This is a genomic window from Bacillus sp. FSL K6-0923 (assembly GCF_038630825.1).
GTDB classification, from domain to species: domain Bacteria; phylum Bacillota; class Bacilli; order Bacillales; family Bacillaceae; genus Bacillus; species Bacillus pumilus.
This window is the reverse complement of record NZ_CP152044.1, coordinates 2,257,794-2,270,568: the sequence shown is the minus strand read 5'-3', so window position 1 is coordinate 2,270,568 and position 12,775 is coordinate 2,257,794. Positions and strand designations below refer to the sequence as shown.

At 41.5% G+C, this 12,775-nt stretch carries 15 protein-coding genes; 13 read left to right on the top strand and 2 right to left on the bottom strand.

Going from position 1 to position 12,775, the window contains the following annotated elements; translation table 11 throughout:
• Positions 1 to 119 precede the first annotated feature (119 nt).
• The 6 genes from MHI16_RS11580 to pstB (MHI16_RS11555) all read left to right on the top strand — a co-directional run bounded on the left by MHI16_RS11580 (position 120) and on the right by pstB (MHI16_RS11555) (position 6,910).
• On the top strand, positions 120 to 2,255 hold the full coding sequence (locus tag MHI16_RS11580) for a penicillin-binding protein 2 (RefSeq protein ID WP_058014953.1): 2,136 nt from the start codon (positions 120 to 122) through the stop codon (positions 2,253 to 2,255).
• Between the two features lie 214 nt (positions 2,256 to 2,469).
• Positions 2,470 to 3,387 (top strand): phosphate ABC transporter substrate-binding protein, encoded by a 918-nt coding sequence (locus MHI16_RS11575; RefSeq protein ID WP_058014668.1) that lies wholly within the window; start codon positions 2,470 to 2,472, stop codon positions 3,385 to 3,387.
• 79 nt (positions 3,388 to 3,466) lie between these two features.
• Positions 3,467 to 4,393 (top strand): phosphate ABC transporter permease subunit PstC, encoded by a 927-nt coding sequence (pstC, locus tag MHI16_RS11570; RefSeq protein WP_003217329.1) that lies wholly within the window; start codon positions 3,467 to 3,469, stop codon positions 4,391 to 4,393.
• Positions 4,393 to 5,277, top strand: coding sequence for a phosphate ABC transporter permease PstA (gene pstA / locus MHI16_RS11565; protein ID WP_003217489.1), 885 nt, complete (start codon positions 4,393 to 4,395; stop codon positions 5,275 to 5,277). The genes pstC and pstA overlap by 1 nt, the downstream gene beginning before the upstream one ends.
• A 32-nt stretch (positions 5,278 to 5,309) precedes the next feature.
• Positions 5,310 to 6,113, top strand: a complete 804-nt coding sequence (gene pstB, locus MHI16_RS11560) for a phosphate ABC transporter ATP-binding protein PstB (RefSeq protein WP_170938397.1) — start codon at positions 5,310 to 5,312, stop codon at positions 6,111 to 6,113.
• Positions 6,114 to 6,127: 14 nt separating this feature from the next.
• The gene (gene pstB / locus MHI16_RS11555; protein ID WP_034661307.1) at positions 6,128 to 6,910 is read left to right on the top strand and encodes a phosphate ABC transporter ATP-binding protein PstB; all 783 of its coding nucleotides are present in this window, start codon (positions 6,128 to 6,130) and stop codon (positions 6,908 to 6,910) included.
• Positions 6,911 to 6,953: 43 nt separating this feature from the next.
• Here the strand turns inward: pstB (MHI16_RS11555) and MHI16_RS11550 are convergent, their stop codons facing one another.
• Entirely contained in the window at positions 6,954 to 7,454 is a 501-nt protein-coding gene (locus MHI16_RS11550; protein WP_058014669.1) for an endolytic transglycosylase MltG, read from the bottom strand.
• Positions 7,451 to 7,798 (bottom strand): hypothetical protein, encoded by a 348-nt coding sequence (locus MHI16_RS11545; protein ID WP_058014670.1) that lies wholly within the window; start codon positions 7,796 to 7,798, stop codon positions 7,451 to 7,453. Before MHI16_RS11545 ends, MHI16_RS11550 begins: the two co-directional genes overlap by 4 nt.
• 420 nt (positions 7,799 to 8,218) lie before the next feature.
• Between MHI16_RS11545 and rpmG the strand changes: the two genes are divergently transcribed.
• From rpmG to MHI16_RS11510, 7 genes are all read left to right on the top strand, one after another.
• The gene (rpmG, locus tag MHI16_RS11540) at positions 8,219 to 8,368 is read left to right on the top strand and encodes a 50S ribosomal protein L33 (protein WP_012010579.1); all 150 of its coding nucleotides are present in this window, start codon (positions 8,219 to 8,221) and stop codon (positions 8,366 to 8,368) included.
• A 48-nt stretch (positions 8,369 to 8,416) separates the two neighbouring features.
• The gene (locus MHI16_RS11535; RefSeq protein ID WP_058014671.1) at positions 8,417 to 8,977 is read left to right on the top strand and encodes a 5-formyltetrahydrofolate cyclo-ligase; all 561 of its coding nucleotides are present in this window, start codon (positions 8,417 to 8,419) and stop codon (positions 8,975 to 8,977) included.
• Between the two features lie 78 nt (positions 8,978 to 9,055).
• Positions 9,056 to 9,520 (top strand): hypothetical protein, encoded by a 465-nt coding sequence (locus tag MHI16_RS11530; protein ID WP_058014672.1) that lies wholly within the window; start codon positions 9,056 to 9,058, stop codon positions 9,518 to 9,520.
• Between the two features lie 89 nt (positions 9,521 to 9,609).
• Entirely contained in the window at positions 9,610 to 9,783 is a 174-nt protein-coding gene (locus MHI16_RS11525; protein ID WP_017367602.1) for a hypothetical protein, read from the top strand.
• Positions 9,784 to 9,869: 86 nt separating this feature from the next.
• The gene (locus tag MHI16_RS11520) at positions 9,870 to 11,408 is read left to right on the top strand and encodes a rhomboid family intramembrane serine protease (RefSeq protein ID WP_058014673.1); all 1,539 of its coding nucleotides are present in this window, start codon (positions 9,870 to 9,872) and stop codon (positions 11,406 to 11,408) included.
• Between the two features lie 70 nt (positions 11,409 to 11,478).
• Positions 11,479 to 11,682 carry a YqgQ family protein gene (locus MHI16_RS11515; protein ID WP_008342322.1) on the top strand — a complete coding sequence of 68 codons (204 nt, stop codon included), beginning with the start codon at positions 11,479 to 11,481 and terminating at the stop codon, positions 11,680 to 11,682.
• A 13-nt stretch (positions 11,683 to 11,695) separates the two neighbouring features.
• Positions 11,696 to 12,649 carry an ROK family glucokinase gene (locus tag MHI16_RS11510; RefSeq protein WP_058014674.1) on the top strand — a complete coding sequence of 318 codons (954 nt, stop codon included), beginning with the start codon at positions 11,696 to 11,698 and terminating at the stop codon, positions 12,647 to 12,649.
• Positions 12,650 to 12,775: the final 126 nt, after the last annotated feature.

Below are 12,775 nucleotides of genomic sequence, written 5' to 3'. Positions count from 1 at the left end.
TTCTTACCAATGGAACATCAAATTTCTAGATAAATAATAGAAAAACCGCTAAAATGATGATGGCACCTTTTATACACAAAAAGGGGTGCCATTTCTTTCTTGATAGAAAAGGTGATGTGATGAGAAACAAGAAAAACAAAAAAGACGCGAAGGAAGGGCGCAAAACACTTCCACTCCGGCTGAATTTACTATTTTTAGCTGCGTTTATTATTTTTACTGGTGTTGTTGTAAGACTCGGATTTGTACAAATTGTCAATGGAGAAGATTATAAAAAGCAGGCAGAAAAACAAGAGGATGTGAATGTCAGCTCATCTGCTCCGCGCGGAAAAATTTACGATCGAAACTATAATACGATTGTCAGCAATAAAGCGCTAAATGCCATTACATATACGAGAACCTCGACGACTTCACAAGAAGAGCGGCTCAAAGTGGCTACAAAATTAGCGGATATGATACATGTGAGTACGAAAAAAATCACAGATCGGGACAAAAAAGATTTCTGGATCTTAACGCACCCGAACGAAGCGAAAAAGCTTGTTCAAAAGGAATCGGAATTAAAGGGTGATGATAAGGTCGCTGATGATAAATTATATGAGCTTCAGCTGAAACGCATCACGGACAAGGAATTGAATCAACTGACGAAAAAAGACTTACAAGTGCTTGCGATTAAAAGACAAATGGATGCAGGTTATGCACTTACGCCTCAATTCATTAAAAATGATGATGTGAAGCCAAGCGAAATTGCTTACGTCTCTGAGCATTTGGACGAGCTGCCAGGTGTGGATGTCACAACAGACTGGTCACGCAGCTATCCGTATAAAGGACTGCTCCGCAGTATGCTCGGCAGCGTGTCCTCAAGTGATGAAGGACTTCCACAGTCACTTCTTGAACATTATTTATCGCTCGGCTACAGCCGAAATGACCGTGTAGGAAAAAGCTATCTAGAGTATCAATATGAAGATGTCCTGCAAGGACAAAAGGAAAAAGAACAGAGCACGACGGATAAAGAGGGTAATGTGACAAGCTCTAAAGTGCTAACAGAAGGAAAGAGTGGGAAAGACCTTGTGCTCACTATTGATATTCAGCTGCAAAAAGCGGTTGAAAAAATCATTGAAAAGAACTTGAAAAGTGCGAAACAAAGAGGCGGGACAGAGCTTCTTGATCGTGCGTTTGTTGTCATGATGGACCCTAGAAATGGAGAAGTTCTCTCTGTTGCGGGGAAACAGATTTCAAACAAAAACGGAAAATACAAATTTGATGACTACGCACTGGGAACAATGACATCATCCTATGCGATGGGCTCAGCCGTAAAAGGGGCCACTGTACTGACTGGCTATAAAACAGGCGTGATTCATATTGGAAGTACCCAGTACGATGAACCGCTGTACATCGCGCAGTCACCGCCTAAGAAATCCTATCAAAATATGGGACTCATTAATGATTTAACGGCACTTGAGCGTTCATCTAACGTGTATATGTTTAAAACAGCGATTGCCGTTGGAAAAGGGGAGTATCGTAAGAACCAGCCGCTCCCAATCGATCCGAAAGCTTTTGATACATTCCGTTATAATTTCAGTAAATTTGGTCTTGGGGTCAAAACAGGGATTGACCTGCCAAACGAAGCGACAGGCTACCGGGGAACGTCTACACAATCTGGGCTCCTGCTTGACTATGCAATTGGACAGTATGATACGTTTACACCGCTGCAAATGGCGCAATACGTTTCAACGGTTGCCAATGGCGGCTATCGTTTACGTCCGCAGCTTGTGAAAGAAGTGAGAGAGCCAGATCCGCAGCGCGGCATTGGTGCTGTAACAGAATCTGTCAAACCAGACGTATTGAATAAACTAGACATGACAAGTGATCAGATCAAGCGTGTTCAGCAAGGGTTCAAGCTTGTCATGCAGAACCCAAGAGGGACAGCCTACTCGAACTTTGGCAACAAAAAATATAACCCAGCTGGCAAAACAGGGACCGCTCAATCATTCTATGACGGCCCAATTAAAAGCAAGCGCGGCACACCGACGTATAACACCACTCTTGTTGCGTATGCACCTGCTGATAACCCAGAAGTGGCCATTTCTGTTGTTGTACCATGGGTGTATCAAGACTACAATCAGCGCTATCCAATTACAAATGATATCGGTGAACAAGTATTAGACAAATACTTTGAGCTAAAATCAAAACAGGAAAGCAATGATACACAAGCGAAGAACAAAAATAAAATTGAAAATGAAGCAGAAACAAATGACTAGACTTTCTCTAGGTAAAAACGCTCACTTTTTGTGGGCGTTTTTTTACGTTTTCTTCAAAAACTCCGAGATAAATTGACAAAATACATAAAAAACATCGCAAGATCTCTACAAAACTTCGACATTTACAAAACCTTAACATTCCATTTAAACGAAATTAATAAAGAACCTTTAATGTATTACTCGTAGGACAAATTATTCAGGGGGTATTCTTGAAATGAAAAAGAACAAATTATGGCTGCTTACTTTCCTTACGATCGCATTGTTAGCATTCGTTACAGCATGCGGAAACAGCAGCTCAAGCGGAGATTCAAAAGACAGTAAAGGAAATGCTTCAAACAAAGAAGAGGCATCAGGTTCCATTACCATCTCAGGATCATCTGCGATGCAGCCTTTAGTTCTTGCGGCAGCAGAAAAATTCATGGATAAACATCCAAAAGCCGATATTCAAGTACAAGCCGGCGGTTCAGGAACAGGACTTTCTCAAGTGTCAGAGGGATCTGTACAAATTGGTAACTCAGATGTATTCGCAGAAGAGAAAGACGGAATCGACGCAAAAGCTTTAACAGACCACAAAGTAGCAGTTGTTGGAATGGCTGCAGCTGTAAACCCTGAAGTGGGTGTCAAAGACATTACAAAGGACGAATTGAAAAAAATCTTTACTGGTAAAATCAAAAACTGGAAAGAGCTTGGTGGGAAAGATCAAAAAATCACTCTTGTGAACAGACCTGACTCTTCAGGAACTCGTGCAACATTTGTGAAGTATGCACTTGATGGTGCAACACCTGCAGAAGGAATCACAGAAGATTCTTCAAACACAGTGAAAAAACTGATTGCAGAAACACCAGGTGCGATTGGATACCTAGCATTCTCTTATTTAACAGATGACAAAATTACACCGCTTAGCATTGATGGTGTGAAACCGGAAGAAAGCAATGTAGAAAGCGGTAAATATACAATTTGGGCTTACGAGCATTCTTATACAAAAGGTGAGCCAGATGGTCTAGCAAAACAATTCTTAGATTACCTCATGAGTGATGAAGTGCAAAAAGAAATCGTCAAAGACCAAGGCTACATCTCAGTTTCTAATATGAAAGTAGAAAGAGACGCAACAGGCAAACAAACAGATAAGTAAGAGGTCTTGAATTGCTGATGAAGGAAAAGTGGAGCTTTTCACTTTTCCTTTTATGACATTCATAGGAGTGTAGAAAAAGATGAAGCAGATAGAACATACAGAAGCGAGCGATCGACTGATCAGCTCGAAGAAAAATAGGCAAATGGATGAAGTAAGAGGAAGTATTTTGGTGAGATTTTGCGCATTCTTAATGATTGCTGTCTCGATCGCCATCACCATCTTCCTTGGCATTAAGGGTTTACAATCTTTCATCGTAAATGGTGTAAGCCCAATTGAGTTCTTAACCAGTATCAATTGGAACCCAACAGCAGAAAACCCGCAGTACGGTGCATTTCCTTTTATCTTCGGATCAATCGCCGTCACGCTCCTATCGGCACTCATTGCAGCACCGCTAGGCATCGCAGGCGCAATCTTTATGACAGAAATTGCACCTGCTTGGGGACGTAAAATCCTCCAGCCAGTCATTGAATTGCTTGTGGGGATTCCATCCGTTGTTTACGGATTCATAGGTCTTACAGTATTGGTGCCGTTTATCGGACATTTCAAGTCAAGCGGCTCAGGGCATAGTGTGCTAGCAGGAACGATTGTCCTGTCTATTATGATCCTGCCAACCGTTACATCCATTGCGACTGATGCAATGGGTTCACTACCAAAAAGTTTACGTGAGGGATCGTATGCACTAGGCGCAACAAGATGGCAAACGATTAGACGTGTGCTTGTCCCGGCAGCTCTGCCAACATTAATGACAGCGGTCGTTCTTGGCATGGCTAGAGCATTTGGAGAAGCTCTTGCTGTACAGATGGTCATTGGAAACACGCGTAATTTACCAGAGAGCATTATGGATACAGCTGGTACATTAACAACCATTATTACGTTAAACATGGGTCACACAACGTATGGAAGTGTTGAGAACAATACACTTTGGTCAATGGGACTTGTCCTTCTAGTTGTATCATTTATGTTCATACTCATTATCAGATACTTGTCGTCTAGGAGGAAGATTTAATGAATAGCAAAATGACCGATCGTTTTGCCACATTTATATTTGGATTATGTGCTGCCATTATTACGGCGATTCTCGTTGGTTTGTTTTCTTATATCATTTTTAACGGTGCAAAAGAATTAAATTTCGACTTTTTGACAACCCGCTCAAGTGCGATTGGCTCTGGCGGCGGCATCAGGGATCAGCTGTTTAACTCGTTTTATATTTTGTTTATTACGATGCTGATTACAGTCCCGCTTGGCGTCGGCGGCGGAGTGTATATGGCAGAGTACGCGCCTCAAAACAAAGTCACAGATTTTATACGTACATGTATTGAAGTGCTGTCTTCACTTCCGTCTATCGTCATTGGTATGTTTGGTTTACTCATGTTTGTGAATTTAACAGGCTGGGGCTATACGATCATTGGAGGAGCTCTTGCGCTCACTGTGTTTAACCTGCCGGTGATGGTCAGGGTGACAGAAGATGCGCTGCGCTCTGTACCGAAGGATCAAAAGGAAGCATCACTTGCGCTTGGTGTAACGAAGTGGCATACAGTCAAAACGGTCCTTATTCCAGGTGCGCTTCCTTCTATAATTACCGGTGCGATTTTAGCATCAGGAAGAGTCTTTGGTGAGGCGGCTGCCCTTCTTTTTACAGCAGGTCTCTCCACACCGCGCCTAGATTTCACAAACTGGAGTCCTTTTTCTGATACGTCACCGCTGAATGTGTTTAGACCGGCAGAAACATTAGCCGTTCATATATGGAACGTCAATACACAAGGAATCATTCCAGATGCAGAAGCCATCGCAAATGGTGCATCAGCTGTACTTGTGCTTTCAGTCTTATTATTCAACTTAGCAGCTAGATGGCTGGGTTCATTTATTCATAAAAAGCTTACGTCAAAATAATGTGAGAGAGGTGTGAAGGGGATATGGTTCAAATGCTAGCAGAAAAAAAAGAGATTGCAGCGAAAAAGGCTCCACTTCAAGCGGAACAGATTTTACAGGTGCAGGATTTAAGCATTTATTATGGTGAAAAAAGAGCAGTCAATCACATTTCATTCGAGATTGAGAAGAATGCAATTACTGCATTAATCGGTCCATCCGGCTGCGGGAAGTCAACCTTTTTACGCAGTATTAACCGCATGAACGACTTAATTCCAGGTGCGAGAAGTGAAGGGGCGATCATGTACGAAGGATTAAATATTTTGGATGACCGTATTAATGTGGTGAATTTAAGAAGAGAAATCGGCATGGTCTTCCAAAAACCAAATCCATTTCCTAAATCGATCTACAATAACATTACCCATGCGTTAAAGTATGCCGGGGAGAAAAGAAAATCTGTGCTTGATGATGCGGTTGAAGAAAGCTTAACAAAGGCGGCGTTATGGGATGAGGTCAAAGATCGTTTGCACCGATCCGCTTTGTCATTGTCAGGCGGTCAGCAGCAGCGTCTTTGTATTGCACGTACACTTGCGATGAAACCTAGTGTCTTGCTATTAGATGAACCGGCTTCTGCCCTAGACCCGATCTCAAATGCGAAAATTGAAGAGCTATTAGGCGAATTGAAAAATGATTATTCAATCGTCATTGTGACACACAACATGCAGCAAGCGCTCCGTGTATCAGATCGTACGGCCTTTTTCTTAAACGGAGATCTAGTAGAATATGATGCCACAGAACGTATCTTTACACGTCCTGCGCAGCAAAAAACAGAAGACTATATCAATGGTCGATTTGGATAAGGCGGGTGGATTTGATGAATGCGGTAGCAACTGAAACAGCAAAAAAAGAAGTGTTTCGTGTGAATGATATGAATCTTTGGTATGGACAGCATCATGCATTGAAGCATATTGACTTAGCGATTAGAGAGCATGAAGTCACAGCGATTATCGGCCCGTCCGGCTGCGGAAAGTCAACGTTTATTAAAACGTTAAATCTTATGGTCAAAACAGTGCCAGGTGTGAAAATCACCGGGGATATGATGTATAAAGATGACAACATTTTAAAAGGTCGTGTCGATTTAGTCGAGCTGCGTAAAAATGTCGGCATGGTGTTTCAAAAAGGGAATCCATTTCCTCAGTCAATCTTTGATAATGTCGTATACGGACCAAGAATTCATGGAGTAAAGAGCAAGCAGCAATTGAAAGAAATCGCGGAAAAAGCGCTTCGAGATGTTGCCCTATGGGATGAAGTGAAAGATCGATTAAGTGCCCCCGCTCTAGGTCTTTCTGGCGGTCAGCAGCAGCGTCTTTGTATCGCAAGAGCCATTGCCACAAGCCCAGACATCTTATTAATGGATGAACCAACATCAGCTCTTGATCCTGTCTCCACATTAAAGATTGAAGAATTGATTATGAAATTGAAAGAGAAATATACAATTGCCATTGTGACACATAACATGCAGCAAGCGGCTCGGGTATCAGACCGAACGGCATTCTTCTTAATGGGGGAGCTTGTTGAGGTCAATGATACGAATGTGATGTTTTCTGAGCCAAACGATCAAAGAACGAATGATTATATATCTGGTCGATTTGGATAAGAAAAACCCCCTGGAGGTCAGTGCCGCCAGGGGGTTTTTCTTGTTATTTTGTTAAGGCTTTGACAATCTGTTTGAACGTCATTCCTGTTTTTAAATTGAATTTGCCTGCACGAATTTCTTTATGGTAGCCAGCGTCAATTACGTAATCATTAAAGTCTTTAGACGAGTTGATGATGCCGTCTTTTTCAAGCATGTCTGAAACATCACTTGTACTCATACCGTTTTTAATCACGAATTTGATCGATTTGCCTTTAGGCTTGTCCTCTTTTTGTTGATCACTATTAGAATCGCCGTCTTCATTTGCCTTCAGCGCTTTTTCCTTATAGTCAAGAAGCTGCTGGTACGTTTCACGGCTGACAGTGACTTCTTTTTTGGAGTCTAAATAGTTTTTCACGTCAGTGTCTGTTACTTTCTGTGCGAGGGTTTCTTTTGTTGCTGTATCAGCTGCTGCCTCGTCTTTCCCAGTGAGGAAAAAGACAATCGCAAGAACCCCAGTTGCAAGAATCATACCTGCTGCAAACGTTTGGATGCTTTTTTTCGTCATACAAGCACCCTCTCGTTGTCTTTAATGATCATGTTGACATCTTCTACAGATACATGCTCAGCGCGCGCAATGGCCTCAGGAGACATGCCATTTTGATGCTTTGAAATGATCTGTCTTGCGATGGATGGATCAATTTCAGAATGCTGGCGGACAACGATGTTTGTTTCAAGTAATTCTTCTTCAAGCACTTTCATTTTCTTTTTCAGTTTATAGATTTCTTGCATTGCAGATAGTTGAAGTGTTTCAAGTTCCTGCTCGACTTCTTTAATCGGCTCTCTTTGAAAATATGAGAATGCGATCAGTACAATACTGACAACAAGCAATCCGATAATTGCAATTTCCATGTTTCATCACCTTTTATTCATATTTTAATGCTGAAAGCCATAAAAGGCTTTCAAGATTGTTTCAGACAGTTTTCGACCCTTCTTTTTTATACCATAAAAAAGCTAGTTTCAAAAGGAATTGCTGAAGAAAATCACCTTTTTTTCATCTTTTTTCTTTTTATATGTAAAACGGGTATGAAAACCTTGCCTCGCTGTCAAAATAAATGAAAGCGGCGGGGAGAAGAGGGGTCTCATGTATACAGTACGACAAAGGATCAGGTTTTATAGGGGAGCAGACGATTTTTCATGACATAAGCATACGATATGTAAGTGAATGCACTCAAATTGAAATTGGTGAAAAAACATTCTAGCATTCCTAAGCTAGAAGTGGTATTATAGTTAGGTCTGAATGTGAATTGATTTTAGTTTGGAGGGAAAAATATGCGCGTAAATATTACTCTAGCTTGCACTGAATGCGGTGAGCGTAACTATATTACTAAAAAGAATAAGCGAAACAATCCAGATCGCGTTGAATTCAAAAAGTATTGCTCACGTGATAAAAAACAAACTGTACATCGTGAAACAAAGTAAGCAGCAGGGAATTTTCCTGCTGTTTTTTTATGATGGGAGATGATCTGTATGAAAAAGGAGCTTCGCCTTCAAACATTAGCCAAGCTTGATCAGATAAGCGCTGAAGAATTTGAGCGCAGCACGGCTTTACTTCATGAGCATTTACTGCAGCTGCCAGCATGGAAACAGGCGGAAACGATCGCTTTGACGATGTCTAGAGGAAAAGAGATACCGACAATGCCTCTGATTGAAAAAGCGTGGGAAGAAGGAAAAACAGTATGTATCCCCACCTGCTTTCCGAAAACAAAAGAGATGATATTTTATGAATATACACCCGAAACAAAGATGACATCCAGCTACTTTGGGCTATTGGAACCAGATCCTCAAGTATCAACAGCTGTACATAAAGAAGCCATTGATTTAATCATTGTGCCTGGAGTATGCTTCGATCAAAAAGGCTACCGGATTGGATTTGGGGGCGGCTATTATGACCGCTACTTAGCTGATTTTAAAGGCGTCACCATTGCACTTTGTCTGTCTTTACAGCAAATCAGGCATGTGCCATCTGAAGCACACGACATACCGGTGTCTATAATTGTCAGTGAAAAAGGTACGTTATATCAAAAGTAAAAGTCCGCTGATTGTCCAAAGAACGGGCTTTTTGTTGTTTCATAAAGTCATTTCATTTTAGCTGATAGGAGGTCCGTTTTGAAAAAATTTCGTGGAAAGAAAAGATACTTCCGCAATATGCGGGAGGAAGTCAATACTTGTGACCTAAAACTCGATCAGGATTCATGGTTTTATTTTTGGCATACGCACCTTGATTTTTTTGGAGTCGGGGAAAATAGCTTAAAAATAAGAAGAGAGCATATCAAAGCCCATATCACCTTATATCATAGGCTGTTAAAACAGCTTGAAGGCTTTGAAAAGCCATACCAAACATGGATTTGTATTCACGAACATGACCCTGGTTTGGACGCTGTATATGTACATACACCAAATCCATACGACAGTTATTTCCCGCATAAGATCGAAGTGGTAGAGCGGAATTGTAAACTGCCTCATACGTTCAAGGATTTAATCGACCTTCATCAATTTGACGTTTCTTTTGATCAATCAGAGTGTGAAGAGGTCTATTATATTCAATCAAAAGAACAAGGGATTAGAGTGTGAAAGCAGATCGCATGGTAAGCGATAAAAATGATGGTTCATGCATAAACACATCCTATTTAAGCCACGATACGAACATAGGAGGGAATATGATGAATAAAATGATTTGGAGCATTGTGTTCACATTGTTTGCATTTGTTCTCGTGCAAAATCGTTATCGGCTGATGAATTTGATCTTAGGTCAAAATCAAGTGCGTCACTTTTTTATTAAGTGGCTGATGAAAATCCCATATTTTCGGACGAAATTTATTCGCCAAGCATTCTAATCCCGCAGACGCCGGGATTTTTTTGTTCAGAAATGCGGATCAGAACGATTCTTGTTATAATAATGTAAAAAATGGAGCGCGAATGAATGAATGTCATAGATAGTTTATTTTGGCGAGTTGTTGATGAATTAAGACAAAAAGGGTACGAGATGATTCAAAGTCCGTATCCAGAAGATGAAATATTTTTCGAAGCACCACGAAACTCAGGGTATGATCTTATCCGTCTATATAGAAAAGATGTGAATTTTAAACAGGAGATTGTTCGAGATATCGAAGAGCAGACGTATCGGATGAATCAGCTGAGAGAGGCCATGCGTAAACGGTCTCTTCATCTCTTACAGCTCCAATTTACAGCTGACCACCCTGTAGATGATTGGGAGGACCTAAACGGTCAGCCGCAAAAAAAGCAAAAGGTGACGGTTACACCAGTATTATTGAATGCAGACACTCTTCAACACGACGTTAACGAGCTGCAAAAATGGCTCAATACATCGTTGACAGTGGATGTAGAAGAGGCAAAAAGAGACACAGCTGAAGATGTCATAAAGCTTAAAGTGAACGTACTTCAAGCATTCGATGATCAGGAAAAGCAGCGTGAACGAGAACGGGCCGTTTTTCAAAATGGCAGACCGATTTTCACCTACCTGCTCATCGCTGTTCAAGTGGTGATGTTTCTTTTACTTGAACTATTTGGCGGAAGTACCAATACGGCAACTTTGACAGCGTTTGGTGCTAAAAATAATGGGTTGATCTTAGAGGGAGAATGGTGGCGCCTGATTACACCAATGTTTTTGCACATTGGCTTGACGCACTTACTCTTTAATACATTTGCTCTTTGGTCTGTCGGAGCGGCTGTTGAGAGAATTTATGGTTCATGGCGATTTGTGCTCATCTATTTCATTTCCGGCATTTTTGGTTCCATAGCGAGCTTTGTCTTTAATACCGCCATCGCAGCCGGTGCATCAGGTGCGATCTTTGGATGCTTAGGTGCACTATTATATTTGGCAATCTCTAACCGTAAGCTCTTCTTTCGGACGATGGGGACAAATATTATTGTGATCATCCTCATCAATTTAGGGATCGGCTTCACCGTATCAGGTATTGATAACGCAGGGCACCTTGGTGGTCTGGTTGGCGGTTTTTTAGCTGCTTTAGCTGTCCGTCTCCCTAAACAGGTGCAGCCTGTCAAAATGTTTCTTGCTAGTATTGTTCTACTATTGATTGGTGGTTTTGGATTGTATACAGGGTTTCATTCAGATGATCAAAAGGAAGCGGCGGCAGTAAGTGAGGCAGCAAGTCTATTTGATGACAAGAACTATAACGAAGCAAGTAAACGTTTAGAGGAATATGTACATCAAAAGGATGCATCAGCTGAGGCTCTCCATATATATGCACTATCGGAAGCCCAGCTCGGCCACCTTGACAAAGCGATTGGATTTTTACAAAAGTCGCTTAAAAAAGATCCAGATGATCCAAATAAACTGTATCATTTATCGTTGTTGTTCGTAGAAAAAGGAGAGACAGCGAAAGCAGAGGATCTAATAGAAATAGGATTAGACCAAGATCCAAAAAATGATCAATTTTTAAAGCTGAAACAATATATTGAAAACACGCAAACACATTGAATGACTTGACTGAAAGCGCATTTATGAATACGCTTATCCTATCTGTTGATGAGAAGAAATGGTGGAAACAATGAAAACGTTATATGATGTACAGCAGCTGCTCATGAGATTTGGAAATTATGTGTATTTCGGAGATCGTGAAGTGGAATTAGAATTTATGGCAGATGAACTGAAGGAAATGTATACATCGGGCATTATTGACCGGACCGAATGGTCAAACGCAATGACGATTCTTCAAATGGAACTAGCCAAATTAAATCGAAAAACAATGTGAAGGTGGAGGGCATATGATCGGGGATTGGTTTGTAGGAGTTGATCTTGGCGGTACGACAATTAAGCTTGCGTTCATTAATCTATATGGTGAAATTCAGCATAAGTGGGAAATTCCTACGGATAAATCAGGGCAGACGATCACAGTCGATATTGCCAAATCAATTGACCACAAATTGGTCGAAATCAGTATGCCCAAATCAGCGCTGATTGGGATTGGAATGGGTGCACCTGGGCCTGTAGATAAAGTATCTGGGATTGTCTATAAAACAACGAATCTCGGCTGGATAAACTATCCACTCAAAGATCACCTAGAGGCAGAGACAGGACTTCCATCTGTCATCGAAAATGATGCGAATATTGCTGCACTCGGTGAAATGTGGAAGGGTGCAGGCGATGGCGCAAAAAACATCCTGATGGTCACACTTGGTACAGGTGTTGGCGGCGGTATTATTGTAAATGGTGAAGTTGTTCAAGGGGAGACAGGGGCTGGCGGAGAAATTGGCCATATTTGTGCCGTTCCATTCCAAGGAGCATCGTGTAACTGCGGAAGAACGGGCTGTATTGAAACCATTGCATCTGCGACTGGCATCGTCCGGCTAGCAAAGGATAAATTAGAAACAAAGCAGCATACATCTTCACTGGGCACACTCACCTCGCTGACTGCAAAGGATGTGTTTAAGGCCGCTGAAAGTGGAGATGACCTTGCCATGCGTGTCGTAGAAGAAGTGACGACTCATCTTGGCCTTGTCTTAGCGAATCTTGCCAGTGCGTTAAACCCAACAAAAATCGTGATTGGCGGCGGTGTTTCAAAAGCAGGTGAGATTCTTCGCAGTAAAGTAGAGCGCGTTGTTAAGCATCACGCATTTCCGCCTTGCGCTGATGATGTCGAAGTCGTGATTGCCTCTCTCGGAAACGATGCAGGAGTCATCGGCGGTGCATGGATGGCAAAAAACAAATGGTTGTCTTAAACAAAAAAGTCATCATGATGTCATTTTTATTAAAAAAAGCGATAGATGGGCATGAAATGAAATGTTTAGCATATTCATAAGTTTGTCATGAGGAGAAAGACATTGATTTTCCAGCACATACAGGAT

Excerpts from the sequence above, each read along its gene's own strand:
- pstB (WP_170938397.1), top strand. The coding sequence starts at position 5,310 with ATGCTAGCAGAAAAAAAAGAGATTGCAGCGAAAAAGGCTCCACTTCAA.
- MHI16_RS11520 (WP_058014673.1), top strand. The coding sequence starts at position 9,870 with ATGAATGTCATAGATAGTTTATTTTGGCGAGTTGTTGATGAATTAAGA.
- pstA (WP_003217489.1), top strand. The coding sequence starts at position 4,393 with ATGAATAGCAAAATGACCGATCGTTTTGCCACATTTATATTTGGATTA.
- pstB (WP_034661307.1), top strand. The coding sequence starts at position 6,128 with ATGAATGCGGTAGCAACTGAAACAGCAAAAAAAGAAGTGTTTCGTGTG.
- MHI16_RS11525 (WP_017367602.1), top strand. The coding sequence starts at position 9,610 with ATGAATAAAATGATTTGGAGCATTGTGTTCACATTGTTTGCATTTGTT.
- MHI16_RS11550 (WP_058014669.1), bottom strand. The coding sequence starts at position 7,454 with ATGACGAAAAAAAGCATCCAAACGTTTGCAGCAGGTATGATTCTTGCA.
- MHI16_RS11510 (WP_058014674.1), top strand. The coding sequence starts at position 11,696 with ATGATCGGGGATTGGTTTGTAGGAGTTGATCTTGGCGGTACGACAATT.
- MHI16_RS11580 (WP_058014953.1), top strand. The coding sequence starts at position 120 with ATGAGAAACAAGAAAAACAAAAAAGACGCGAAGGAAGGGCGCAAAACA.
- pstC (WP_003217329.1), top strand. The coding sequence starts at position 3,467 with ATGAAGCAGATAGAACATACAGAAGCGAGCGATCGACTGATCAGCTCG.
- rpmG (WP_012010579.1), top strand. The coding sequence starts at position 8,219 with ATGCGCGTAAATATTACTCTAGCTTGCACTGAATGCGGTGAGCGTAAC.
- MHI16_RS11535 (WP_058014671.1), top strand. The coding sequence starts at position 8,417 with ATGAAAAAGGAGCTTCGCCTTCAAACATTAGCCAAGCTTGATCAGATA.
- MHI16_RS11545 (WP_058014670.1), bottom strand. The coding sequence starts at position 7,798 with ATGGAAATTGCAATTATCGGATTGCTTGTTGTCAGTATTGTACTGATC.
- MHI16_RS11575 (WP_058014668.1), top strand. The coding sequence starts at position 2,470 with ATGAAAAAGAACAAATTATGGCTGCTTACTTTCCTTACGATCGCATTG.
- MHI16_RS11515 (WP_008342322.1), top strand. The coding sequence starts at position 11,479 with ATGAAAACGTTATATGATGTACAGCAGCTGCTCATGAGATTTGGAAAT.